Annotated in this window: 17 protein-coding genes; 13 read left to right on the forward strand and 4 right to left on the reverse strand. The window is 73.1% G+C overall.

All coding sequences use genetic code 11. The features are described from left to right. Positions 1-71: 71 nt before the first annotated feature. Positions 72-2,384, reverse strand: a complete 2,313-nt coding sequence (locus I003_RS0101000) for an FdhF/YdeP family oxidoreductase (RefSeq protein ID WP_027769765.1) — start codon at positions 2,382-2,384, stop codon at positions 72-74. A 433-nt stretch (positions 2,385-2,817) separates the two neighbouring features. Between I003_RS0101000 and I003_RS0101005 the strand changes: the two genes are divergently transcribed. Then, a complete protein-coding gene (locus tag I003_RS0101005; RefSeq protein WP_027769766.1) occupies positions 2,818-4,125 on the forward strand; it encodes an Nramp family divalent metal transporter in 1,308 nt (435 codons plus the stop codon). Between the two features lie 68 nt (positions 4,126-4,193). After that, positions 4,194-4,811 carry a cupin domain-containing protein gene (locus I003_RS0101010; protein ID WP_027769767.1) on the forward strand — a complete coding sequence of 206 codons (618 nt, stop codon included), beginning with the start codon at positions 4,194-4,196 and terminating at the stop codon, positions 4,809-4,811. Positions 4,812-4,941: 130 nt separating this feature from the next. Here I003_RS0101010 and I003_RS0101015 read toward each other — a convergent pair whose 3' ends face one another. Both I003_RS0101015 and I003_RS0101020 read right to left on the reverse strand, forming a co-directional pair. Next, positions 4,942-7,371, reverse strand: coding sequence for an RICIN domain-containing protein (locus I003_RS0101015; protein ID WP_027769768.1), 2,430 nt, complete (start codon positions 7,369-7,371; stop codon positions 4,942-4,944). A 143-nt stretch (positions 7,372-7,514) separates the two neighbouring features. Further along, a complete protein-coding gene (locus tag I003_RS0101020; RefSeq protein ID WP_027769769.1) occupies positions 7,515-10,097 on the reverse strand; it encodes a glycoside hydrolase family 2 in 2,583 nt (860 codons plus the stop codon). 231 nt (positions 10,098-10,328) lie between these two features. On the opposite strand from I003_RS0101020, the gene I003_RS0101025 reads away from it, so the two are divergent. The 11 genes from I003_RS0101025 to I003_RS0101075 all read left to right on the forward strand — a co-directional run bounded on the left by I003_RS0101025 (position 10,329) and on the right by I003_RS0101075 (position 24,112). Further along, a complete protein-coding gene (locus I003_RS0101025) occupies positions 10,329-11,360 on the forward strand; it encodes a LacI family DNA-binding transcriptional regulator (protein WP_027769770.1) in 1,032 nt (343 codons plus the stop codon). A gap of 242 nt (positions 11,361-11,602) precedes the next feature. Beyond that, positions 11,603-12,691: an ABC transporter substrate-binding protein gene (locus I003_RS0101030; RefSeq protein WP_027769771.1), complete on the forward strand. Its 1,089-nt coding sequence runs from the start codon at positions 11,603-11,605 to the stop codon at positions 12,689-12,691. Between the two features lie 5 nt (positions 12,692-12,696). Continuing rightward, the gene (locus I003_RS0101035; protein ID WP_027769772.1) at positions 12,697-14,421 is read left to right on the forward strand and encodes a sugar ABC transporter ATP-binding protein; all 1,725 of its coding nucleotides are present in this window, start codon (positions 12,697-12,699) and stop codon (positions 14,419-14,421) included. Then, complete coding sequence (locus I003_RS0101040; RefSeq protein WP_027769773.1) at positions 14,414-15,379, forward strand: ABC transporter permease; 966 nt, start codon at positions 14,414-14,416, stop codon at positions 15,377-15,379. The genes I003_RS0101035 and I003_RS0101040 overlap by 8 nt, the downstream gene beginning before the upstream one ends. Further along, positions 15,376-16,395 (forward strand): ABC transporter permease, encoded by a 1,020-nt coding sequence (locus tag I003_RS0101045; RefSeq protein WP_027769774.1) that lies wholly within the window; start codon positions 15,376-15,378, stop codon positions 16,393-16,395. Before I003_RS0101040 ends, I003_RS0101045 begins: the two co-directional genes overlap by 4 nt. A gap of 240 nt (positions 16,396-16,635) precedes the next feature. Further along, positions 16,636-18,627, forward strand: coding sequence for a peptidoglycan recognition protein family protein (locus tag I003_RS0101050; RefSeq protein ID WP_027769775.1), 1,992 nt, complete (start codon positions 16,636-16,638; stop codon positions 18,625-18,627). Positions 18,628-18,847: 220 nt separating this feature from the next. Further along, positions 18,848-20,443 carry an ABC transporter substrate-binding protein gene (locus tag I003_RS0101055; RefSeq protein ID WP_027769776.1) on the forward strand — a complete coding sequence of 532 codons (1,596 nt, stop codon included), beginning with the start codon at positions 18,848-18,850 and terminating at the stop codon, positions 20,441-20,443. Between the two features lie 20 nt (positions 20,444-20,463). Then, the gene (locus I003_RS0101060; RefSeq protein ID WP_051368058.1) at positions 20,464-21,429 is read left to right on the forward strand and encodes an ABC transporter permease; all 966 of its coding nucleotides are present in this window, start codon (positions 20,464-20,466) and stop codon (positions 21,427-21,429) included. Next, positions 21,422-22,339, forward strand: a complete 918-nt coding sequence (locus I003_RS0101065; protein WP_027769778.1) for an ABC transporter permease — start codon at positions 21,422-21,424, stop codon at positions 22,337-22,339. The genes I003_RS0101060 and I003_RS0101065 overlap by 8 nt, the downstream gene beginning before the upstream one ends. Positions 22,340-22,407: 68 nt before the next feature. Beyond that, positions 22,408-23,421, forward strand: a complete 1,014-nt coding sequence (locus tag I003_RS31290; protein ID WP_078563662.1) for an ABC transporter ATP-binding protein — start codon at positions 22,408-22,410, stop codon at positions 23,419-23,421. Then, positions 23,411-24,112: an ATP-binding cassette domain-containing protein gene (locus tag I003_RS0101075; protein WP_027769779.1), complete on the forward strand. Its 702-nt coding sequence runs from the start codon at positions 23,411-23,413 to the stop codon at positions 24,110-24,112. The genes I003_RS31290 and I003_RS0101075 overlap by 11 nt, the downstream gene beginning before the upstream one ends. Positions 24,113-24,149: 37 nt before the next feature. Here the strand turns inward: I003_RS0101075 and I003_RS0101080 are convergent, their stop codons facing one another. Continuing rightward, positions 24,150-24,884, reverse strand: coding sequence for a haloacid dehalogenase type II (locus I003_RS0101080; protein WP_027769780.1), 735 nt, complete (start codon positions 24,882-24,884; stop codon positions 24,150-24,152). Between the last annotated feature and the right edge of the window lie 2 nt (positions 24,885-24,886).

The raw sequence follows: 24,886 nt of genomic DNA on the forward strand, positions 1-24,886 counted from the left end.
CTCCTCCCCGCCGGCCGAGAGGGCACCGGCCGGGGCGCCGCCGTCCGCGGATGCGGGGGCGCGGAGACGTCCTAGCCCGCGGGGGCGATGGTGACGGACAGGTGCTTTACCACCGGCTGGTCGCTCTGGCTGCTGTGGTCGCCGATCGCGCACAGCACGTTCATCTCCGGCATGTAGCCGGCGGCGCAGCCGCGGGGGATGTCGTACGGCACGGCCAGATAGCGGCGCAGATGCCGCTTGCTGCCGTCCCGGGCGGTGCTCGTGATGTCCACCGGGGCGAGGTCGCCGATGCCGCGCTCGCGCATGTCGGCGCGGTTCATGAAGACCAGCGTGCGCAGGTTCCGGATGCCGCGGTAACGGTCGTCGGCCGAGTAGACGGTGGTGTTCCACTGGTCGTGCGAGCGCACCGTGGCCAGCGTCAGCGTCCCGGCCGCCGGGACGACGTCCGGCAGCGGCGCCGCGGAGAACTCCGCGCGGCCGGACGGGGTGCGGAACACCAGCTCGCGGGCGGGCTGCTTGATGCGGAAGCCCAGCGGCAGGCGCACCCGGCGGTTGAAGTCCTCGAAGCCGGAAAGTACCCGGGCCATCGTGTCGCGGATGCGGTCGTAGTCCTCGACGTACCACTCCCACGGCGTCTCGCTGTCCGGCAGCGCCGCCCGCGCCATGCCCGCGATGACGGCCGGCTCGGAGAGCAGGCGCGGCGACGCCGGGCGCTTCATGCCGACCGACAGATGGACCATGCTCATGGAGTCCTCGACGGACGTGCTCTGCAGCCCGCCGGCGCGGTGGTCCCGTTCGGTGCGGGCCAGGCACGGCAGGATCAGCGCCCGGCGGCCGTGCACCAGGTGGCTGCGGTTGAGCTTCGTGCTGACCTGCACGGTCAGGTCGCAGGCGCGCAGCGCCTCGAAGGTGTACGCCGTATCGGGCGCCGCGCGGGCGAAGTTGCCGCCCATGGCGACGAACACCCGTACGTCCCCGCGGTGCATCGCCTCCACGGTGCCGACGGTGTCGAGCCCGGGCGCGCGCGGCGGGTCGATGCCGCAGACCTCGGCGAGCCGGTCCAGGAAGGCGGCGCCCGGACGGTGGTCGACACCGCAGGTGCGGTTGCCCTGGACGTTGCTGTGCCCGCGGACGGGCGAGGGGCCGGCGCCCTCCCGGCCCAGGTTGCCGCGGAGGAGCAGCAGGTTGACGATCTCCCGTACGGTGTCGACGCCGTGCTCGTGCTGCGTGAGCCCCAGGCACCAGCAGACGATGCTGCGGTCCGCCTCGCCGTAGATGCGGGCCGCCCGCCGGATCTCTTCGCGGCCGACGCCGGACTGCCGCTCGATCTCCTCCCACGGCGTGGCCTCGCACACCGCGCGGTACTCCCCGAAGCCCGCGGTGTAGCGCTCGATGAACTCCCGGTCCAGCGCCCCCGGGTCGTCCGCCGAGCGTTCCAGGACGGCCTTGGCCATGCCGCGCACCAGCGCCATGTCGCCGCCGATGCGCACCTGGAGGTTGACATCGCCGGTGCGGGTGGCCTTGAACCGGGCCATGTTCCGCAGTTCGTGCGGCACGATGGTGCGCGTCGCGGCGGCCTCGATCAGCGGGTTGACGTGGACGATCCGCGCCCCGCGGCGGTGCGCGGCGGCGAGCGAGGTGAGCATCCGCGGCGCGTTGGAGGCGGCGTTGACGCCGAAGACGAAGAGCGCGTCGGTGGCGTCCCAGTCCTTGAGGTCGACGGTCCCCTTGCCGGTGCCCAGCGACGCGGTCAGCGCGCGGCCGCTGGCCTCGTGGCACATGTTGGAGCAGTCCGGGAGGTTGTTGGTGCCCAGCTCGCGCGCCATGAGCTGATAGAGGAACGTGGCCTCGTTGCCGAGCCGGCCGGAGGTGTAGAACGCGGCGCGGTCCGGGTCGTCCAGCTCCCGCAGGGCACGGCCGACAGTCTCGAACGCGTCGTTCCAGCCGACCGGTACGTAGTGGTCGGTCTCCGGGTCGTACGCCATGGGTTCCGTGAGCCGCCCCTGGTCCTCCAGGGCATGGTCGGTCCAGCCCGACAGCTCGGTCACCGAGTGCGCGGCGAAGAACTCCCGGCCCACCCGCTTGGGCGTCATCTCCCACGCGACGTGTTTGATGCCGTTCTCGCAGATGTCCAGGTGCAGGCCCTTGAAGTCGTCGGGCCAGGCGCAGCCGGGGCAGTCGAACCCGCCGTCCTCGTGGTTCATCCACCTGACGGCCCGCACCCCCTCCACCGCTGATCCCTGCCGCAGCAGGACCTCGGCGACGCTGCGCGCGGCTCCCCAGCCGGCCGACGGGTGGCGGTACGGGCGGAATCGCGGCTCGCCGTCGGGCACGGGGCCGACGGGGGCCTCCGGTGCGGTCTCGGCGTCGTCGTGGGTGCTCACGGGCTGGTGGTCCTCCGCGGTGCGGGGCAGAAGGTTCCGGTAGTGGCTCTTCTGCAGGTTAGGTGCCTTGATCCCGGTTTGCCACGCAGAGTGGCGCCCGTGTCCCGGCGTGTGGCGGAACCCGTATGCCTGAACGGGCATTGCCGCAGATGGCCGGATTGCGCCCTGGGCCGGCCGGCCGGCTTCGCAGGAAGGCTACTGACCCGTAGTCTTCTGTTCGGGCCCCGTTGTTCCCCCGGCAGCGGGGCCCTGAGCGTGTCCGTGCGCCCGGAGGGCCGGGCGCACGGGACGTCCCCGTCCCGGCGAGCGGCGCCGGCAGCGCGTCTGTCCCGCCGAAGGCTGCTGGCGGCGTTCCTCGCGCTGCGTGTCGGCGCGCGCCGGTTCGGACGCAGTCGGAGGTGCGCTGCCGCACGACCCGGTAAGGGAGGCGGCGATGAGTGCACCCGTCATCAGCCGGCCGCCCCGGCCGCCGGTCAAGGAGCAGAAAGCGCAGGTGCTCGGGGACTTCCACGACATCCGCTCGCGCGGGCGGTGGCGGTTCCGGATGGCGCTGCTCGGCCCCGCGTTCGTCGCCGCCGTCGCGTACATCGACCCGGGCAACGTGGCGACCAACATCGAGGCGGGCGCCCGCACCGGCTACCTGCTGGTGTGGGTCGTGGTGCTGGCCAACGTCATGGCGCTGCTCGTGCAGTACCTGTCGGCGAAGCTGGGACTGGCCACGGGGCGCAACCTGCCCGAGCAGTGCCGCGACCTCACGCCGCGCTGGGCGAGCCGCATCCTCTGGGCGCAGGCCGAGTTGGTGGCCATGGCCACGGATCTGGCCGAGTTCGCCGGCGCGGCACTCGGGCTGAGCCTGCTCTTCGGCATGCCCATCCCGCTGGCCGGGGTGGTGACCGCCGTCGTGGCCTTCGCGATTCTGGCGTGCCAGCGGCGCGGGTGCCGCGGCTTCGAACTCGCGGTGTTCGCACTCCTGCTGCTGGTGGTGGCCGGCTTCGCGTACGACCTCGTGGCCGTGGGCCGGCAGTCCCCGTCCGGGGTGGCGGCCGGCATGGTGCCGCACCTGGAGGGCGAGACGACCGTCCTGCTCGCGGCGGCGATCGTCGGCGCGACGGTCATGCCGCACGCGGTCTACCTCCACTCCGCCCTGACCCAGCGCCGGATCCGGGCCGACCGCCCCGCCGAACGGCGCTACCTGCTGCGCTACCTGCGGATCGACTGCGCGCTGGGGTTCACCCTGGCGGGCGCGGTCAACCTGGGCATGCTCTGCCTGTCCGCGGCGCTCTTCCGCGGCACGAGCCTGGGCGACCTGGACTCCATCACCGCCGCCCACGCCGACCTCGGCAGAACGGTCGGCGGCGCGGCGGCGATGGCCTTCGCCGTCGCCCTGCTCGCCTCGGGCGTCTCCTCCGCCAGCGTGGGCACCTACGCGGGCCAGGTGATGATGCAGGGGTTCCTGCGTCGGCGCATCCCGCTGTTCGCCCGGCGCGCGGCCACGATGGCGCCGGCACTGGCCGTCCTCTGCTCCGGACTCCCGGTCACCGACACCCTCGTCTTCAGCCAGGTGGTCCTCGCGTTCGGCATCCCCTTCGCCCTGCTGCCGCTCGTGGCCGTCACCCGCCGCCGCGACCTCATGGGCCCGCTGGTCAACCGGCGCGTGACCACCGTCGCCGGCGCGATCGTGTGTGCCCTGGTCATCGCGATGAACGCCTACCTGATCGTGCTCATGGTGACGGGCGCCTGACGCACCCGTCTCCCCGTCCCCTTCCCTCTCAGCCGGGACGACACCCCCTCCACCGAAAGGCAAGGATCATGGCAGACCAGACCGTCCACGACATGCCGCAGCCCATCCGCGACGGACACGGCGCAACCGACAACGGCCCGCGCAACCCCCAGATGGATCTCCAGAACCCGAACCTCCTCGTGCCCCCCAAGGAGGACTCCGGGACGCTGCCCAACATGAAGTTCTCCTTCAGCCAGGCGCACATGCGTCTCGACGAGGGCGGCTGGGCCCGCGAGGTGACGCGGCGGGAACTGCCGATCGCCACGACACTCGCCGGCGTCAACATGCGGCTCAAGCCCGGCGCCATCCGCGAGCTGCACTGGCACCCCAACAACGACGAATGGCAGTACTACCTCTCCGGCCGCGGCCGGATGGGCGTGTTCGCCAACTCCGGCCACAACAGGACGTTCGACTGCCAGCCCGGCGACGTCGGCTACGTCCCGTTCGCCATGGGCCACTACATCGAGAACACCGGCGACACCCCGCTGAGGCTGCTGGAGATGTTCCAGGCCCCGCGCTTCGAGGACGTCAGCCTCGCCCAGTGGATGGCCCTCACCCCGAGCGAAGTGGTCCGCCACCACCTCAACCTCAACGACAGGGTCATGGCCTCCCTGCGCAAGGAGAAGCAGCCGATCTTCCGGCCCTGACCGGCACGCCCCGGCCCCCGGGACCGGACGCGCGAGCGTCCGGACCCCGGGGCAGGGCGCGGCACCCGGGCGGCTCAGCAGCAGCGGCGCGTCCTCACCGCCGGGGTGGCGCGCCGTCAGCCCGGCCGTGTCACTCCGGCGCCTCGACCAGCCGCCACAGGTGGTCCGCCGTGCCGTTGTCGTCGTACTGCACCACCTGCGCGCTGTTCTCGGTCGACATCCCGTCCACGCCGAGCACCCTGCCGCTGTGCTCGTTGCGGATACGGAACCAGCCGTCCGCGTCGGGCACGAGCCGCCACAGGTGGTCCGGCGCGCCGTCGTCCTCGTCCTGCACGGCCGGCGCGCTGTTCGCCGTCGACGCGCCGTCGACGGCCAGCACCTTGCCGCTGTGCCCGTTGCGGATCACCAGCAGCCCGTCGTTGCGCTCCAGCAACTGCCAGGAGTGGTCGGAGGTACCGGAGTTGTCGAACTGGTGGACCCTGGCGCCGTCCGCCAGCGACATCCGGTCCACCGCCAGCACCTTGCCGCTGTGCTTGTTCTGCACCCGGTGGTACGGCGGCTCCGGCGTCCAGGGCGTGCCGTCGGGGTCCGCCGTCGGAAACGCCGTGATCCGCAGCCGGGCCGCGCCCATCGGGATCAGCGTCACCGTCTCCGGCTCCGCCGTGCTGCGGGCCGGGCTCTGCTGCAGCGGCGCGACGACGTGCTGCCGGTCGGCGACCCACTCCGGCAGCCGGCGCGCCGGGGCGGCGATGCGCACCGGGGTGTGCTCGTGGGTGAACGGGTCGCCGGTCAGCGGGCCGTCGTCGCGGTGGAACTCCAGCCCGTCCGCGGTGCCGGGGGCCAGCGCGTAGTTCCACGGGGTGGTCGCGTGTACGGCCACGTGGGGGAAGTCGTCGCTGCCGCCGATGCGCTCGTACGACTCGCCGATGCGCAGCGAGTACGTCAGCGGGCCCCGGTCGACGCTCACCGCGCCGCCGTTGGCGTCCCACACCCGCACGGACGTGCGCTGCGGCAGCCGCAGCACGACGGTGTCGCCGCTGCTCCAGTTCCGCTTCACCCGGGCGAAGCCGGGCCCGGGAGCCGCGGCCACCGGCTGTCCGTTGACCGTCACCTCCGGCGCGTCGCACCAGCCCGGCACGCGCAGCCGCAACGAAAAGGGCACCGGCCGCGCGGCGGTGACCCGCAGGGTCACCGTCTCGGTGAACGGGTAGTCCGTCTCCTCGGTGATCGTCACCTCCGTGTTGCGCACCCGCGTGGTCACCTCGCACGGCGCGTACATCGCCGCCGCGAGTCCGTCGTCGGGCGTGCTCAGCCACAGCTCCTCGGTGAAGTACGGCCAGCCCATCCCGTAGTTGTGCGGGCAGCAGCGGTACTGGTCGACGCCCGGCTGGAACGACTGCATGGCAAAGCCGTTCTGGAACTGGCCGTCGTTCTTGCGCACGTCGTCCAGGTCGACGGCGTTGGCGCTCGTCACGTAGTGCACACCGCGGCCCGCCGGGTCGGTGGCGGCCGGCAGCAGGTTGAACGCCAGGTCCTCGCAGCGGTCGGCCCACAGCGCGTTGCCGGTGATCCGGGTCAGCAGCTCGTGGCTGGCCATGAACTCGACGATGCCGCAGGTCTCGAAGCCCTGCCGGGGGTCGCCGAAGCCGGGCCTGGCGTTCTCGTCGCCCGCGAAGCCGCCGCCGGGGAACTGCCCGTACTCCGTGAGGATCCGCTCGTAGCCGCGGTACGTCGCACGGGTCAGCCCGTCGTCGCCGGCGCGCAGCGCGTACTGCGCGGGCTCCCGGAAGCCCTGCGCGACGTTGACGTTGTGCAGGTCCGGGAAGGTGTCGACCCAGTTCCCGCCCCACTCGTGCATCTTGTCGGTCAGCTCCAGCAGGAAGTCCTCGCCGGTGCGGGCGTGCACCCAGTACGCGACGTCCATGCCGTCGCCCCACCGCTTGGACACCCAACTGGAGTCGAACGCGCCCTTGCCCTGGGCGTTCATGAAGCGCAGGAAGGCCAGCACGAACGGCACGATCCGCTCGTCGCCGGTGAACTCCTCGTGGCTGCGCAGCGCCTGGAGCAGCGGCAGGTACGGCCAGAAGTCGGGGCCGCCGCCCAGAGCCGTGCGCAGCCGGGCGGGGCCGAAGAAGCCGTCGGGCTGCCCGGTGGCGAGGATGGCGTCGATCCAGCGGCGGGCGGTCGCCTGCGCTTCGGCGTCGCCGGTGAGCGCCGCGAGCGAGACGTAGCCGCGCAGCCAGTACGTGACCTCCTCCCACCCGGCGCGGTCGGGGTGCACCCAGCCGGAGGCGTCGTAGTCGAGGAAGTGGGAGATCCGGTCGTAGCGGCCGAAGAGCCCGCCGAGGAGCGTGCCGAGCTGGCCGGCGAGCCAGCCGCGGGGGGCGACGCTGCCGAGCGGCAGCTTGCCGAACCGGGCGGCGGCGTACGGGGTGCGCACCGGGCGGCCGGCGGCGGGCCCGTGGGCGTGGGCGGGGAGGGCGGTGGAGCCGAGGGCCAGCACGGACGCCCCGGCGGCGGAGGCGTGCAGGAAGTGGCGGCGGTTCAGCGGAGGAGGCATGTCGGGTCCCTGGGTGCCTGGAGTCCTGGAAGGAGGAGGGGTGCCTGGTGCCTGGAGCGCCCGGACGTCCGGGCCCGGGGCCCGCCCCCGGACCCGGCCGCGGCGGGTGCCGCGGCCGGGGGGCAGCCGGAGGCGGGCGGTCGTCAGGAGGCGTCGCAGGTGAGGGTGCCGGCGGCGGCTCCCCCGATGAGCGCCTCATGGGCGGCCCGGATGCGTTCCACATCGGGCTTGAGGACCTTGCGGTCGTAGGTGAGCAGTCCGTTCAGCTCGCCCTCCACATCCGTGATCTGGGTGTAGACGGCGCCGCTGCTGCCGTCGCAGGCGGCGAACTGCTCGATCTCGGCCAGCTTGACCAGGTACTCCTCGGTGTACGCCTCGCGGTCGACGCCCACGTAGGTGTGCCGCACCGGCCAGGCGTTGCCCGGGATGGCCAGACCGAGACCGCCGTACTCGCCGCTGACCAGCGCGCGGCTGCCGTCGGGTGCCGGGAGTTGCGCGCTCGGATAGCCGTGCGCGTCGGAGATGTCGCCGTTGCCGCCGTCGACCGCGCCGCAGCAGTTGTGGCCGCTCATGTTGTTGACCAGCCGGGTCGGGTCCAGTTCCTTGGCGTAGTCGGCGATGCGGGCCTGGTCGTACTGGCCCCAGCCCTCGTTGAACGTCACCCACATGACGACCGACGGGTGGCTGTCGTGCTGCTCGATCATCTCCTTCAGCTCGTGCTCGAACTGCGTGCGGGAGTTCTGCGAGGGCGTCTTGGTGTCCATCGACGGCATGTCCTGCCACACCAGCAGACCGAGCCTGTCGGCGTGGTAGAACCACCGGTCCGGCTCGACCTTGATGTGCTTGCGCACCGAGTTGAAGCCCATCTCCTTGTGCATCTCGAGGTCGTACTTCAGCGCCTCGTCGGTGGGCGCGGTGTGGATGCCCTCCGGCCAGAAGCCCTGGTCGAGGGTGGCCATGGAGAACACCGGCTCGCCGTTGAGCGTCATGCGCCGCTGCCCGTCGACGGTCTCGACGCCCACGGTGCGCATGCCGAAGTAGCCCCGAACCTCGTCGGCCGAGCCGCCGCGGCCGACCGTCACCTTCAGGTCGTACAGGTGGGGGTCGTCCGGGGACCACAGCCGCGGGTCGGGAACGGGCACGGTCAGCGCCTCGCCGGTCCTGCCGGTGGCGGTGCCGACCGGGCGGTCGCCGTCATACGCGGTGGCGGTGACCGGTACCCCGTCGCGTACGCCGCGCACCCGGACGGCGGTCTGCTCACCGGCCACGTCGGGGGTGATCTTCAGGTCCTCGGCGCGGTCGGTGGGCACCGGCTCCATCCACACGGACTGCCAGATGCCGGACGAGGAGGTGTACCAGATGCCGCTGGGCGACAGCCGCTGCTTGCCCATCGGCGGGTTCTCGCCGTCCTCGGAGTCGGTCGGGTCGTAGACCCCGACGATCAGCTCCTGCTTGCCGTGGCCGCGCAGGGCCCGGGTGACGTCGGCGCTGAACCGGTCGTAGCCGCCCTTGTGGGACGCGACCTGCTTGCCGTTGAGCCAGACGTCGGCCTTCCAGTCGACCGCGTCGAAGTTGAGCTGGAGCCGCTCACCGCCCTGGCCCACGCGCCAGTCCCGCGGCACGGTGAAGGTGCGCTTGTACCACATGCGCTCCTCGTGCCGCTGGACGCCGGACAGCTCGGACTCGACCGGGTACGGCACGACGATCTTCTCGTCCAGCGTGCGGCCGAAGGGCGGGCTCTCGCCCTCCGTGGCGCCGGCGAACTGCCAGGTGCCGTTGAGGCTCTGCCAGTCCTCGCGGGTGAGCTGCGGGCGCGGGTACTCGGCGAGCGGGGCGTCGGGGTCGACGTCATCGGCCCACTTCGTGTGCAACTGGTACGCGGAGTGGTTGGCCCCCGAAGTCCAGAACTCGCCGATGTCGGCGCCGTCGGCGCCGGTCAGGCCGCCCTGGCCGTCGTAGCGCACGTCGGCGGAGCCGCCCTGGCCGACGACCGGCTCGTCGAGCGGGACGATCAGCCGGGAGGGGTCGCCGGGGTCCAGTTCGGCCGCGGCGCGCGGCCACTCGGCACCGCCGATCACCGTCTCCAGGTGCTCGTCGAACGTCGCCGGGGGCGCGGCGAGAGGCTGCGCGAAGTCCATGGTCAGCGTGCGGCCGTCGGGCTGCACGGCGACCTCGGTGGGCCCGCTGTAGTCGAAGTCCCCGGGGAGCGAGAACGCGGACTGCGGCACGGCCTCCTTCTCGGCGCCCGGCGGGGTCCAGCGCAGGTGGAAGTTGGATCCGCCCTGGTGCTCGAAGTACTCCACCTTGAGGTCGTAGGTGCGGCCCGCCTCCAGCGTCACGGGCTGCGAGGTCTGCTCGACGTCCCAGTCGTCGGCCCAGTGGTCGATGACGATCTCGCCGTTCACCCAGAGGCGGAAGCCGTTGTCGGCGCTGACGTGGAAGGTGTGCTCGCCGGTGGCCGCGGGGGTGATCCCGCCGGTCCAGCGGACGCTGGCGTGGTCGGCCTGGCCGGCGCGGGCGGCGAGCCGCGGCTCCAGGTCGTTGAAGTCCAGCGACGGGTCGAAGGCGGTGGCCTTCAACTGGTCGAAGTCGAAAGCGCCGGGGGCGCTGTGGGTGTAGTACTCGCCCTTGAGACCGTGGACCTCCTCGGCTTCGGGGGAGTCGGCGGCCTCGGCGGCGGCCTGCCGGTCCGCGCCGGTGGCCGGGAAGCCCGGACCGGCGGGCACCAGCGTCAGCGCGAGGGCGGCGAGAATGGGCGTCGGCCAGCGGAGTAGTCGCCGTCGTACGCGTCTGCGGGAGCGGTGCACGGATACCTCCGGAAGTCGGAGAATGCGGGTGCTGGGTCTGCCCTTTGCCCCCGGGCGTCTTGTATAACGTTGGAAACAAGGGCAGTTGGCATGACAGCACGCCTCCTGCGTTGTGTCCAGTGCATGACCAAACGGCGTAGGAGGAACGCGGTGAGAGTCAGCCTGAAGGATGTGGCCGAGCGGGCGGGCGTGTCGGTGAAGACCGTCTCGAACGTGGTCAACAACTATCCGCACGTCACGCCGGCGATGCGGGCGCGGGTCCAGCAGGCCATCGACGAGCTCGGCTACCGCCCCAACCTCACCGCCCGCCACCTGCGCAAGGGTCGAACGGGCATCATCGCGCTCGCCGTGCCGGAGCTGGGCAACCCCTACTTCGCCGAGCTGGCGGGGCACGTGATCGACGAGGCCGCGCGGCACGACTTCACCGTTCTGCTCGACCACACCCAGGGCCGGCGGGAGCTGGAGCTGCTGGTCACCCAGGGCTTCCGTGCCCGGGTGATGGACGGGCTGATCCTCAGCCCGCTGGAGCTGGAGACCGGGGATCTGCGCGGCCGGGCCGAGGAGAGCCCGCTGGTGCTGCTCGGAGAGCGGCGCTACGACCTGCCGTACGACCACATCGCGATCGACAACATCGCCGCCGCCCGGCAGGCCGTCGGTCATCTGCTGGACCTCGGCCGGCGCCGTATCGCGTTCCTCGGCGCCCGCGAGGACCGCGCCCACCAACCCGCCCACCTGCGCCTTCTCGGCTGGCGGGCGGAGCTGGCGGACCGCGGCGTGCCGGTCGACGAGGCGCTCGTGGCGTACAACCCGGGCTGGGAGCGGGCGGACGGCGCTGCGGCCATGGCCGGCCTGCTGGACTCCGGGCAGCGGCCGGACGCGGTCTTCGCGTACAACGACCTGATCGCCATCGGCGCGATGCGGGTGCTGTCCGAGCGCGGGCTGCGGGTGCCGGAGGACGTGGCGGTCGTCGGTTTCGACGACATCACCGAGAGTCGGTACGGGGCCGTCACGCTGACCACCATCGCGCCGGACAAACGGGCCATCGCCAGGCTTGCGGTGGAGTCGGTGGTCAAGCGCCTGGACGCCGCCCACGGCGACGGCAGTGTGCCCGAGTCGCAGGAGATGCAGCCCGCGTTCGCGCTGGTGGAGCGGGAGAGCACGCGCGGTCGCGGACACGGCTGACCCCCCCGCAAAGGCCCCCGCCCGGGCCGGCCCCGGGCACCCCCTCCGGCCCGTCCGCCACGGCCGTGACGGGCCGTCAACTCCCCTGCGGGGCAAGGGTCGTGGCGATCTCCGCCGGACAAACCCGTGCTGCGGAAGGTGTTTACAGCACCCTTCCAACGATGTAAAACATCCCCTGAATTCCTCGGGCCCCGCGCAGCGGCCCGGCCCTCGTACTCCACCGCCCGAATCGGGGTATCACCATGAAGCCGCACGCCCGTACCGCCGCCAGAACACTCCTCGCCGTCACGCTCAGCGCGAGCCTCGCGCTCGCGGCCGGCTGCGCCAAGTCCGAGGACGACGAGGGGGGCACCGGTGCCGCCGCCGGCTCCGAGGAGGCCAAGGGTAGCGAGCAGAAGGTCTCCGGGGGGTCGGGCCCGACCTGCGTGATCGGCGACTACGGCGCCGAGAAGACGGACCTCGCCGGCGCCACCGTCGGCTTCTCGCAGTCCGAGAAGGAAGCCAACCCGTTCCGGATCGCCGAGACCGCCTCCCTCAAGGCCGAGGCCGACGAGCGCGGCATCGAACTGCTCACCGCGAACGCCCAGTCGCAGTTCTCCAAGCAGATCAGCGACGTCCAGGACCTCATCGCCAAGGGCGCCGATCTGCTGGTCATCGCCCCGCTGAACTCCGACGGCTGGGACCCGGTGCTGAAGTCAGCGGCGGACAAGAAGATCCCCATCGTCACCATCGACCGGAAGATCAACGCGGAGCCCTGCAAGGACTACGTGAGCTTCATCGGCTCCGACTTCACCGAGCAGGGCAAGCGGGCCGCCGACAAGATGATCGAGGCCACCGGCGGCACGGGTGAGATCGCCATCCTGCTGGGCGCGCCCGGCAACAACGTCACAACCGAGCGCACCAAGGGCTTCAAGGACCGTATCGCCGAAAAGGCCCCGGACCTGAAGGTCGTCTTCGAGCAGACCGGTGAGTTCGCCCGCGAGAAGGGCCAGCAGGTCACCGAGCAGCTCATCCAGTCCAACCCGGAGATCACCGGCATCTACGCCGAGAACGACGAGATGGGCCTCGGCGCCGTCAACGCGCTCAAGGGCGCGGGCAAGGAGCCCGGCGCGGTCAAGATCGTCACCATCGACGGCACCCGCAACGCCGTCCAGGGCATCGTCGACGGCTGGATCGACGCCGTCATCGAGTCCAACCCGCGCTTCGGCCCGCTGGCCTTCGAGACCCTCGACGCCTTCACCCAGGGCGAGGAGGTCGGCCAGGACATCGTGATCGAGGACAGCGAGTACACCGCCGACAACGCCGAGGCCGACCTCGGCAAGGCGTACTGACACCGATGGCCGCAGCGAACGAGCCGCCCGAGCGGCAGGATCCGGGCGGGCCCGTCGGGCCCGCCCGGCCCGCCGGGCCGCGCAAGGCCGACACCGGGTCCGACGCCGAGCCGGGTGCCGAGCCGGCCGCCGGGCCGGACGGCGCGGCGGAGCGCCCCGCCGTCCTGGCCGTACGCGACCTGACCAAGCGCTTCCCCGGCGTCCTCGCCCTCGACCGCGTCGACTTCACCGCCCGCGCCGGCGAGGTGCACGCCCTCGTCGGCGAGAACGGGGCCGGGAAGTCGACCCTCATCAAGGTCCTCACCGGCGTCTACCGGCCCGACGAGGGCGAGCTGACCCACCGCGGCGCACCGGCCTCCTTCGCCACCCCGCTCGCCGCCCAGCAGGCCGGCATCTCGACCATCTACCAGGAGGTCAACCTCATCCCGCTGATGAGCGTGGCCCGCAACCTCCTCCTCGGCCGCGAGCCGCGCCGCCGCGGCGGCCTCATCGACTTCGGCAGGATGCACCGCGATGCCGAGCGGATGCTCCTCGACTACGGCGTACGCGTCGACGTCCGCCGGCCGCTCGCCGAACTCGGCGTCGGCGCCCAGCAGATGGTCGCCCTCGCCCGCGCCGTCTCCGCGGCCGGCCGCACCGACGTCGTCGTCATGGACGAGCCTACCTCCTCCCTCGAACCCCGCGAGGTCGCGACCCTCTTCGGCGTCATCGGCCGGCTGCGGGCCGAGGGCGTCGCCGTCGTCTACGTCAGCCACCGCCTCGACGAGCTGTACGCCGTCTGCGACGCCGTCACCGTGCTCCGCGACGGCCGCGTCGTGCACACCGGCCCGCTCGCCGGGCTCGACCGGCTCCGGCTGGTCTCCCTCATGCTCGGCCGGGAGAGGGGAGAGGTGCGGGCCGAGGGCCTGACCAAGTTCACCGGCGATCACGACGCGGGCGCGGAGCCGGTGCTGCGCGCCGAGGGCCTGACACGCCGCCACGAACTCCACGATGTCTCCCTCGACGTACGCCCCGGCGAGGTCGTCGGCCTCGGCGGCCTCCTGGGCTCGGGACGCACCGAGACCGCCAAGGCCATCGCCGGTGCCCTCCCGCTGGGCGCCGGCCGTGTCACCGTCGCGGGCGTGCCCGTGCGCACCGGCTCGACGCCCGCCGCCGTCCGGGCCGGTATCAGTCTGCTGCCGGAGGACCGCAAGTCGGAGGGCATCGTGCCGGGGCTCTCGGTCCGCGAGAACATCGCCCTGGCCGCGCTGCCGCGCATGTCCCGCTACGGACTGGTCTCCGACGCCCGCATCGACGCCGTCGTCGAGACGTTCGTCAGCAGGCTGCGCATCAAGGCCGCGAGCCCGCACCAGAAGGTCGGCGAGCTGTCCGGCGGCAACCAGCAGAAGGTGCTGCTGGCGCGCTGGCTCGCCATGCAGCCCAAGGTGCTGCTGCTGGACGAGCCGACCCGCGGCATCGACGTCGGTGCCAAGGCCGAGGTGCAAAAGCTCGTCGACGAACTCGCCGAGGACGGCCTCGGCGTCCTGCTGATCTCCTCCGACGTGGAGGAGCTGATCGAGGGGTCCGACCGCGTGGTGGTGCTCAGGGACGGCGCCGTCGTCGGCGAGCTGACCGGCGACGACGTCACCGAGGACAGACTCATGGAGGCCATCGCTGCCGCCGCGGAGCCGGGTGCGGACCCGGACCGGGCGCCCCGCGGTGCCGGGACGGAGGCGGCCGGCCATGGCTGATCTCACGCTCCGCCGCGCGCTGCCGGCCGACCGCGACCGGGTGCTGCGCTGGCTGCAGGAGTACGGCGTCTACCTCGGCGTCGTCCTCCTGCTGCTCGTCAACATCGCCTTCACCCCCCACTTCCTGTCCGCCGAGAACTTCCGCACCCAGGCCGTCCAGGTGGCCCCCGTCGTCATCGTCGCGCTCGGCATGGCGCTGGCCATCGGCAGCGAGGGCGTCGACCTGTCCGTCGGCTCGGTCATGGCCCTGTCCACCTCGCTCGTCGCGCTGTACATGGGCTACGGGCCGTGGATCGCGCTGATCGTCGCGGTCGTCGGCGGCGCCGCGGTCGGCCTGGCGAACGGCTCGCTCATCGCGTTCATCGGCGTCCAGCCCATCGTCGCCACGCTCGCGCTGATGGTCGGCGCCCGGGGCCTCGCGCTGGTGCTCCTGCCGCAACTGGAGGACATCCGCGACCCGGGCATGGCCACCCTCGGCTCCGGCGAGTTCGCCGGCGTGCCGTACGTGGTGCTGATCGCGGCGGCGCTCGCACTCGTGGTCGCCTTCGTCGTCCGCCGCACCACCTTCGGCCGCCGGCTTCTCGCCATCGGCGACAGCCGCCCCGCGGCCACGCTCGCCGGGCTGCCGGTGCGCCGGGTGCTGATCGTGGTGTACGTGGTCTGCGGGGTGCTCGCCGCGGTCGCCGGCTTCCTGGCCACCGCGCGGCTGTCCGCCAGCGACCCCACCTCGCTGGGCAACCTGATGGAGCTGTCCGCCATCACCGCCGTGGTCGTCGGCGGTACGCCGCTGACCGGCGGCCGGGTCCGCATCGGCGGCACGGTGGCCGGTGCGGTGCTCATCCAGTTGCTGACGGCCACGCTGATCAAGCATGACCTGGAGCCTTCGTGGACGCAGATCGCCCAGGCCGTGGTGATCATCCTCGCCGTCTACGCCGCCCGGGAGAGGGGGAAGCGGTGACCGTCGTGAAAGACGAACCCGTCGCCGTGGCGTACGACGCCGGCGAGCCGGCCGGCTCCGCGCGCGGCGAGCGGCTGAGCGCCCTCGCGCAGCAGCACGGCGCCCTGGTCGCGCTGATCGCCATCGCCGCGGTGGCCTCGGTGTCCTTCGACTCCTTCGCCACCACCGGCAACCTCGGGAACATGGCGGTCTCCTCCGCCTTCCTCGCCATCGTCGCCCTCGGCATGACCTTCGTCATCATCACCGGCGGCATCGATCTGTCCGTCGGATCGGTGTTCGTGCTGGGCGGCGTGCTCGCCGCCTGGGGCTCGCGCCACGGCACGGTGGTGGCACTGCTCCTGCCGCTCGCCGTCTGCGGACTCTTCGGCCTGGTCAACGGGCTGCTCATCGCCCGCCTCAGGCTCGCGCCGTTCATCGTCACCCTCGCCGCCATGCTCGGTGCCCGCGGCGTGATGCTGTCGGTCACCGACGAGGGCGCCGACACCTACCTCGTCGCCGAGGGCTCGTTCTTCGCCGAACTCGGCCAGGGCAAGCTGCTCGGCATCGGGGTCCCGGTGTGGATCACGGCCGCGCTCTTCGTCGCCGGCGGGATCCTGCTGCGCCGCACCCGCTTCGGCCAGCACGTCTACGCCGTCGGCGGCAACGAGGACGCCGCCGCGCTGATGGGCGCGCCCGTGGCCCGTACCAAGACGCTGGTCTACACCCTCAACGGGCTGCTCGCCGGCTTCGCCGGCGCGCTGAACGCCGCGTGGCTCGACTCCGGCGTGACCATCCTCGGCTACGGCATGGAGCTGGAGGCGATCGCCGCCGTCGTCATCGGCGGCACGCTGCTCTCCGGCGGCATGGGCTTCGTCGGCGGCTCCCTGGCCGGCGTGCTGCTGCTGAAGGTGATCCAGAACGTCATCAACCAGATCGGCTCGCTCGACTCCGCCTACCAGCAGGTCGTCAGCGGCGGCTTCCTGGTGGTCGTCGTCGTCGCGCAGACCTGGCTCGCCCGGCGCCGCCGGGTGCCCTGACCGGCCGCCGGGCAACCGGGCGGGTTGGCCCGGCGGCCGTACGGCGGCCGGTCGCGGTCCCGAGCCGCGGCCGGCCGTCGGCACCGGTCTGGACCACTGCCGCCACCCAGTTGGGCGGCAGCCGTGCTGACGTGCAACTTTTCTGTCCCTGGGAGGGATTGACGGGCACGCGTCGGAGTAGGTACCCCTGATACGCACCGCACGCCTACGTCCCCGTCCCGACCTCCCCGAGGAGTCCCCTTGCCTCCCACTCCAGCCATCCGCCCGCGGGCGATCCTGCGAAGACGACCCTGGGCGACGGCCGCCGTCGCCGCCGGCCTGCTGCTGCCGCTGACCTCGGCGTCCCTCCCCGGCGCCGCCCGCGACGGCGGGGACGCGGCGGCTCCCGCGACCCGGCAGGCGCAGTACGCCGCGGCGGCCGAGGAGTACGGCGTTCCGGAGAGCGTGCTGCTCGGCGTGTCGTACCTGGAGTCCCGCTGGGACACCCACGCGGGTGAGCCGAGCACCGACGCCGGCTACGGCCCCATGCACCTGACCGACGCTCCCACCGTGCTCGCCGAGGACCACCACGGCGGCACCGCGGAAGACCCCCGCGGCGACACCGAGCGCCCCGTCGGCGACGAGACGTTCGGCCCCGCCCTGACCACGCTGTACGCCGCCGCCGAGCTGACCGGCACCGACGCGGCGACGCTGCGCGCCGAGCCCGCCCGGAACATCGCCGGCGGCGCCGCGCTGCTGGCCTCGTACCAGGAGGACCTGGGCGCGCCGGCCTCCGCCGACCCGGCCGACTGGTACGGCGCGGTCGCCAGGTACGCGGGCGCCGCGTACGAGCAGGACGCGGTGACGTTCGCCGACGAGGTGTACGCGACCATCCGCGAGGGCGCCGCCCGCACCACCGACGACGGCGAGGCCGTCCGGCTCGCCGGCGACCCGTCCGTGGCGCCGCGGCAGCGCTGGCTCGGCGAACTGGGCCTGCCGCGGCTGGAGAACGAGGAAGCGGAGTGCCCGGCCCGGCTCGGCTGCGAGTGGATCCCGGCGACGTACCGCCAGACGAACCCGGACGACATCGGCGCCTACGTCAACCACGACAAGGCGAACCGGCCGCACGACCAGAAGATCGAGTACATCGTCATCCACGACACCGAGGGCCGCTACCCCGGCGTCATCAGCCTGGTCCAGGACCCCACCCGCGCGGCGAGCTGGCAGTACACGCTGCGCAGTTCCGACGGTCACGTCGCCCAGCACGTCAAGCACAAGGACGTCGCCTGGCAGGCGGGCAACTGGAACATCAACGCCAAGTCCATCGGTCTGGAGCACGAGGGCTTCGCCAAGGACCAGGGCACCTGGTACACCGAGGCGATGATGCGCAGCTCGGCGACGCTGGTGCGCTATCTGGCGGCCAAGTACGGCGTTCCGCTGGACCGCACGCACATCATCGGCCACGACAACGTGCCCGGTACCACCACACCGAACATCCCGGGCATGCACTGGGACCCGGGCCCGTACTGGGACTGGGAGCGCTACTTCGAGCTGCTGAAGGCGCCGCTGCGCGGCCCGGGCGGGAGCTCCGGGGAGATGGTGCTGATCAAGCCGGACTTCGAGGACAACAAGCCGCAGTTCACCGGCTGCAGCTACGAGTCGGGCTCCGACCCCGCGGAGCCGTGCCCGCTCGCGCCCTCCTCGTCGGTCATCCTGCACGCGCAGCCCGACGCGGACTCCCCGCTGCTGGCCGACATCGGTCTGCACCCCGACGGCCGCGCCTCCGACATGCACGTCTCGGATGTCGGCAGCCGGGCCTCGGCCGGGCAGCGGTACGCGGTCGCCGAACGCAGGGGTGACTGGGTGGCGATCTGGTACCACGGGCTGAAGGGCTGGTTCCACAACCCCGCGGGCGCGCGGGTCGCCGAGTTCACCGCCGGGAAGATCGTCACGCCCAAGGAGGGCAGGGAGTCGGTGCCGGTCTACGGCCGGGCGTACCCCGAAGAGGCGGCGTACCCGCCGGAGATCCCGTACCAGCCGATCTCGGCCCATCCGTACGAGTTCAAGGCCGGCCAGGCGTACTCCTACGGCGGCACGGTCCCCGGTGAGTACTACCGCGCCGTGTCCTTCGACGGCTCCGCGCCGGGGGACCGCACGGTGGTCCGCGGCAAGATCAAGTACCACATCATCCAGATCGGTCACCGTATCGGCTTCGTCAACGCCGACGACGTGCACGTGCGCCGGGTCCGCTGACCCGTCCCGCAGTACGGCGCCGCCGGGCTCCTGCCCGGCGGCGCCGTACGCGTGCGGTCGCACGTCACGCGCGCGCCGGGCGCGACCCGGCCCGTCCCGTGGGAGCCGCCCGGTCCCCGGTGCCCGCGGTGCGGACTCCTCATTGCGCACTCATCGATCATCGGTTGTAATTGCGAACAACTCGCAATAACAGTCGACCTTCAACAGGGGAGTGGGTGGCATGGCGGTCCGCGGCATACGCGCGGCGCTCTCGGGCACGGCGGCAGCGGCGGTCCTCGCGGGGGCCGCCGCCTGCTCGGACCCGGACGCCGACGGCGGCTCCGGCCGCGACGGCACCACCGCCGTCATCGGCGTCGCCAACGAGCCCGACACCCTCAGCCCGCTCCTCGGTTACGGCAAGGACGGCAACTCCAAGCTCTTCGACGGCCTCCTCGCCCGCACCGGCGACATGGAGCTGCGCCCCGCCCTCGCCCGCGCCCTGCCCGAGATCGGCGACGACGGCACCACGTACACGTACAAGCTGCGCGACGACGTGACGTTCAGCGACGGCGAGCCCTTCACCGCCGCCGACGTCGTCTTCACCTACGAGACCATCCTCGACCCCGGCACCCGCAACGCCTCCAAGGGCGACCTGGAAGCCGTCGAGAGCGTCGAGGCCGAGGGGGACGACACCGTCGTCTTCCGCCTGAAGTACCCCTACGCCCCCTTCGCCGAGCGCACCGTGCTGCCCATCGCGCCCGAGCACGTCGCCGGCAGGGGCGATGTCAACACCGGTGCGTTCACCACCGAGCCGGTCGGCACCGGACCGTACGTCCTGGACCACTGGCGCAAGGGCGAGGAGCTCACCTTCTCCGCCAACCCCCGGTACTGGGGCGGCAGGCCGAAGGTGGAGAAGCTGACCATGGCGATCATCGCCGACGACGACATCCGCGCCACCCGGCTGCGCTCCGGCGACCTCGACGGCGCCATCCTGCCGCCGGACCTCGCCAGGACCTTCGCCGAGGACGAGGACAAGCAGACCCTCGCCGCCACCACCGCCGACCACCGCGCCGTCACCCTGCCCACGGACAACCCCGTCACCGGCGACATCGCCGTCCGCCGCGCCCTCGACGTGGCCGTCGACCGCGGCGCGATGGTCGACAAGCTGCTGGAGGGCCGCGGCAAGCCCGCATACGGGCCCGTGCCCACCGACAGCGAGTGGTTCGCCCGGGGCACCGAGCGCCCGTACGACCCCGGGCGGGCCGGGAAGATCCTCGACGACGCCGGCTGGCGCCCCGGGGACGGCGGCATCCGCGAGAAGGACGGGCAGAGGGCCTCGTTCACCCTCTACTACCCCTCCGGCGACAAGGTCCGCCAACAGCACGCCCTCGCCTTCGCCGGCGACGCCAAGAAGATCGGCATCGAGGCCAGGGTGGAGAGCGGCACATGGGAGGTCATCGAGCCGCGGATGGCCGAGGACGCCGTGCTCGCCGGCGGCGGCAGCCCCGCCGACCCCGACTTCGACCTCTACCCGATGCTCTTCTCCGAGCTGGCCGGCCAGGGCTTCCACAACATGGCCTCCTACGAGAACCCGGACGTCGACACCGCCCTGGCCGAGGGCCGGGAGAGCGGTGACGAGGCCGACCGGAGGCGGGCGTACGACAAGGTGCAACGCGAACTCGCCGACAACCCCGGCTATGTCTTCCTCACCCACATCGACCACGTCTACGTCGTCGCCGACACCTGGCGCGGGCTGACCACGCAGGTCGAGCCGCACGAGCACGGCTTCGGCAGCGGCCCCTGGTGGAACGTCGAGAGCTGGGAGCCCGCGCCGTGACCGGGCCGCCGGCCGCCCCGATGGCGCGGATGGCCGGGCGGCGGCTGCTGCACGCCGTCCCCGTCCTGCTGGCCGTCACCTTCGGGGTGTTCGCCATCGCCGCCGCCTCGCCGTTCGACCCGGTGAAGGCGTACGCGGGCACCGCCGGGTTCAGCGCCTCCCAGGAGGCGCTGGACCAGCTCCGCGACGGACTCGGCGCCGACGACCCGTTCGTCACCCGCTGGTGGGACTGGCTCTCCGCGGCCGTCGCCGGCGACCTCGGCGAGTCCACCAGCATGCGCCAGCCCGTCGCCGACGTCATCGGCGAGCGCCTCGGCTGGACGGTGCTGCTGTGCGCGGTCGCGTTCACCGTCGCCGTCGTCGCCGGCACGCTGCTGGGCGTACTCGCCGCCCGCCGCCGCGGCGGCCCGCTCGACCGGGCCGTCACCTCCGTCGCGTACGCCCTGGAGGCGGCGCCGCCGTTCTGGCTCGGGCTGCTCGCCGTCTGGCTGTTCGCGCTCCGCCTCGACGCGCTGCCGGCCGGCGGGCTCACCGACGCCGGTACGGACGTCGTCGGCTTCGGGCAGGTCGCCGAGCACCTGGTGCTGCCCGCGTCGGTCCTCGCCGTCTCGCAGATGCCGTGGTTCGTGCTCTACGTCCGCCAGGGCGTCGGCGACGCGCTGGACGAGGACCCCGTGCGCGGCGCCCGCTCCCGCGGTGTCGCAGAGCGCACCGTACTGCTGGGGCACGCGCTGCGCTCCGGGCTGCTGCCCGTGCTCACGCTGATCGGCACCCGGGTGCCGGAGCTGATCACCGGTGCGCTGCTCATCGAGACCGTCTTCAGCTGGCCGGGGATCGCCGCGGCCACCGTCGAGGCCGCCACGTCCGTCGACTTCCCGCTGCTCGCCGCGCTGACCGTGCTGGCGACCGCGGCGGTGCTGCTCGGCAACCTGCTGTCCGACCTGCTGTACGGGATCGCCGACCCGCGAGTGGGCTTCGATGGCTGAGACGTCACCGGCCACGGGGCGGCCGGGCGCGCCCGACGGCCCGCGGGACGCGGCCGGTTGGCGCACCGGAGCCACCGGCCGCACCTCTGCGCGCACGCTGCGGGTGCGCACCTCGGCCGCCGTCGTCGTGCTCGCCGTCCTCGCGGTGCTCGTCGTACCGCCGCTGGTCCAGCTCGACCAGCAGGCCGTCGACATCGGCAACAAGCTGGCCGCACCGTCCCCCTCCCACCTCTTCGGCACCGACGACGTCGGCCGCGACGTGCTGCTGCGCTGCGTCTACGGACTGCGCGTCTCGCTGCTCGTCGGCGTGGTCGCCGCCCTCGTCGCCACCGTCGTCGGCACCGCCGTCGGGGCCCTGGCCGGTGCGCTCGGCGGGCACGCCGACCGGGCCGTGATGCGGCTCGTGGACGTCTTCGCCTCCGTACCGCACCTGCTGCTCGGCATCTTCATCGTCGCCCTGTTCCAGCCCGGGGTGTGGCCGGTCGTCGCCTCCGTGGGGCTGACGCACTGGGTCTCGACATGCCGCATCGTGCGTGCCGAGGTGCTGTCGCTGCGCGGGCGGTCGTTCGTGGACGCGGCCGTCTCCGGCGGGGCCTCACGCACCCGGGTCGCGATCCGCCACCTCGTACCGGGGGTGCTGCCGCAGGCGGGACTCGCGGCGGTGCTGATGGTGCCGCACGCCATCTGGCACGAGTCGGCGCTGTCGTTCCTGGGCCTCGGGCTGCCGCCGCACCAGGCCAGCCTGGGCGCCATGGTGCAGGGCGCACGCGGCGCCCTGCTGGCGGGGGACTGGTGGCCCACCCTCTTCCCGGGCCTGTTCATCATCCTCCCGACCCTCGCCGTCGCCGGCCTCGCCGGGGCGTGGCGGGAGCGGCTGAACCCGCGCCGCCGATCGGAGCTGACGCTGTGACGAACCCCGCGGACACCCCCGCGCGCACGGATCGCGACACCGCCGCGCCGCTGCTGACCCTCGACCGGATGTCGGTCCGCTTCCGGATGCGCCGCGGCCGGTACGTCGCGGCCGTCACCGACGTCTCCCTCTCCCTGGCCGCCGGCGAGTGCGTCGCCCTGGTCGGCGAAAGCGGCTGCGGCAAGTCCGTCCTGGCCTCCGCGCTCCTGGGGCTGCTGCCCGGCAACGCCGAGACCGCGGGCACCGCGTACCTCGGTGAACTGGAGCTGCTCGGCGCCGCGGAGGCGGAGCTGTCCCGCCGGGTACGGGGCCGCCGCGCCGGCCTCATCCCGCAGTCCCCGGCCGCGCATCTGACGCCCGTACGGACCGTGCGCTCGCAGCTTGAGGAGGTGGTCCGGGAGCTGACCGGCACCCGCGGGTCCGGGGTGCGTGCCGCCGCGCTGAAGGCCGCGGAGCGGGCCTGGTACCCCGCCGATCACCTCGACCGCTACCCGCACGAACTCTCCGGCGGCCTCGCGCAGCGCGCCGCCACCGCCCTCGCGCTCGTCGGCGACCCCCCGCTGCTGCTTGCCGACGAGCCGACCACCGGCCTCGACCGCGATCTCGTCGAGCGCACCGTCGACGAGCTGCGCCGCCAGGTCGACGACGGGCACGGGCTGCTGATCATCACCCACGACCTGGCGGCCGCGGAGCGGATCGCGGACCGGGTGGCCGTGATGTACGCCGGGCGGATCGTCGAACTCGCCCGCGCCGCGGCGTTCTTCGGCGCCCCGGGGCCACGGCACCCGTACGCCCGGGGCCTCCTCGACGCGCTCCCGGAGCGCGGCTTCAGGCCCGTCCCGGGCATGCCGCCGGAGTTGGGGGCGCTGCCGCCGGGGTGTGCGTTCGCGCCGCGGTGCACGTCCGCCACGGCAGCCTGCGAGGCGGTGCCGGCGCTGACGGCGGGGGTGGCGTGCCACCACCCGGTGCCCGTGGGCACCGTGCCGGCGGGGAGGCCGGAGGGCGCGCCCGAGCAGGCTGCGGCGCAGCGGACCGGCGAGCCCGGTCCTCCCCGTGAGCAGGAGTCCGCCGATGCCGGCTGAAGCCCCGCCCGCGCTCCAACTGCGCGCCGTCACCGCCGGATACGACCGCCGCGCCCCCGTCGTCCGCGACGTCCGGCTCACCCTCGCCGCCGGTGAGGCCGTCGGGCTCCTCGGCCCCAGCGGCTGCGGCAAGTCCACTCTCGCGCGGGTCGCCGCACTGCTGCACCGCCCGGATGCCGGCGAGGTGCTGCTCGACGGCCAGCCCGTGCGCGGCTGGCGCCACCGCGCACCCCGCGCACAGCGCACCGCCTTCGGCGTCGTCTTCCAGCAGCCCCGGCTCGCCGCCGACCCGCGGATGACGCTCGCCGCCCTGATCGGCGAGCCGCTGCGCGCCACCGGCCGCCGGGCCGAGGCCCGGGGCCGTACGGCGGAACTGGCGTCGTTCACCGGCCTCACCCCCGACCTGCTGGCCCGCCGTCCCCACGAGGTCAGCGACGGCCAGCTCCAACGCGCCTGCCTCGCCCGCGCGCTGGCGCTGCGTCCCCGCATCCTGGTCTGCGACGAGATGACGGCCATGCTCGACGCCTCCACCGCGGCGGCGCTGGTCGCGGCCGTCGAGGAGTACCGCCGCACGTCGGGCGCCGCGCTGCTGGCCGTGGGCCACGACCGGACGCTGCTGGCGCGGTGGTGCGACCGCACCGTCGTCTGGGACGAGCCGGGCCCGGAGGCGAAGGCCCCACCGAGTGGCTGATTGCTTTCGTACGCGCGGACGGTGCGTGAGCGCCGCGTTACGGACAGCCCAGCCGGTCGGCCAGGTCCCGGAAGTCCGCCGCCGCCACGTCGCCCGGCACGTCCGCCGCGCGGTCCGCCGTGCCCGCCGGGCCCTTCTCCAGCGGGCGTTCGACGAACGCCGTCCTGAGCCCCGCACCGCGCGCGCCCGTCAGGTCCCAGCCGTGACAGGCCACCATCAGCAGCTCGCCGGGGGCGACATCCAGCAGCCGCGCGGCCGTCAGATACGGCGCCGGGTCCGGCTTGTAGAGCTGTGCCAGCTCCGCGGAGAGGATGCAGTCGAACCGCAGCCCGGCCGCCTTCGCCAGATGGGTCAGCAGCGCGAAGCCGCCGTTGGACAGCGCCGCCACCACGTACCGGCCGCGCAGCCGCGCCAGGCCCTCGGCCGCGTCCTCCCACGCGGGCAGCCGGTGCCAGGCGCGGACCAGCTCGCCGCGGGCCGCGTCGTCGAAGGCGGCGGCGACGCCGTGGCGTTCCAGCAGCTCGTCCAGCGACTCGCGGTGCAGCACGTCGAGGTACGCCCACGGCCGCTCGCCGCTGTTGACCCGGTTCATCGACGGCAGGTACCTCTCCCGCCACTCGTCGGCGAAGGCGGCACCGTCCAGTTCGGCGCCGCGGCGCCGCGCCAGAAGTGTCACCTGCTCCGCGACGCCGGTGCGCCAGTCGACGGTGGTGCCGAAGACGTCGAACGCCAGCGCCCGTACCGCTCCCGGATCGAACTCCGCCTCCGTCACGG

The sequence above is a fragment of the Streptomyces sp. CNQ329 genome, from assembly GCF_000482585.1.

What these genes read in the sequence shown, in the direction of transcription:
- I003_RS0101005 (WP_027769766.1), top strand. Translation starts at nt 2,818, where the DNA reads ATGAGTGCACCCGTCATCAGCCGGCCGCCCCGGCCGCCGGTCAAGGAG.
- I003_RS0101010 (WP_027769767.1), top strand. Translation starts at nt 4,194, where the DNA reads ATGGCAGACCAGACCGTCCACGACATGCCGCAGCCCATCCGCGACGGA.
- I003_RS0101015 (WP_027769768.1), bottom strand. Translation starts at nt 7,371, where the DNA reads ATGCCTCCTCCGCTGAACCGCCGCCACTTCCTGCACGCCTCCGCCGCC.
- I003_RS0101030 (WP_027769771.1), top strand. Translation starts at nt 11,603, where the DNA reads ATGAAGCCGCACGCCCGTACCGCCGCCAGAACACTCCTCGCCGTCACG.
- I003_RS0101035 (WP_027769772.1), top strand. Translation starts at nt 12,697, where the DNA reads ATGGCCGCAGCGAACGAGCCGCCCGAGCGGCAGGATCCGGGCGGGCCC.
- I003_RS0101040 (WP_027769773.1), top strand. Translation starts at nt 14,414, where the DNA reads ATGGCTGATCTCACGCTCCGCCGCGCGCTGCCGGCCGACCGCGACCGG.
- I003_RS0101055 (WP_027769776.1), top strand. Translation starts at nt 18,848, where the DNA reads ATGGCGGTCCGCGGCATACGCGCGGCGCTCTCGGGCACGGCGGCAGCG.
- I003_RS0101060 (WP_051368058.1), top strand. Translation starts at nt 20,464, where the DNA reads ATGGCGCGGATGGCCGGGCGGCGGCTGCTGCACGCCGTCCCCGTCCTG.
- I003_RS0101065 (WP_027769778.1), top strand. Translation starts at nt 21,422, where the DNA reads ATGGCTGAGACGTCACCGGCCACGGGGCGGCCGGGCGCGCCCGACGGC.
- I003_RS31290 (WP_078563662.1), top strand. Translation starts at nt 22,408, where the DNA reads ATGTCGGTCCGCTTCCGGATGCGCCGCGGCCGGTACGTCGCGGCCGTC.
- I003_RS0101075 (WP_027769779.1), top strand. Translation starts at nt 23,411, where the DNA reads ATGCCGGCTGAAGCCCCGCCCGCGCTCCAACTGCGCGCCGTCACCGCC.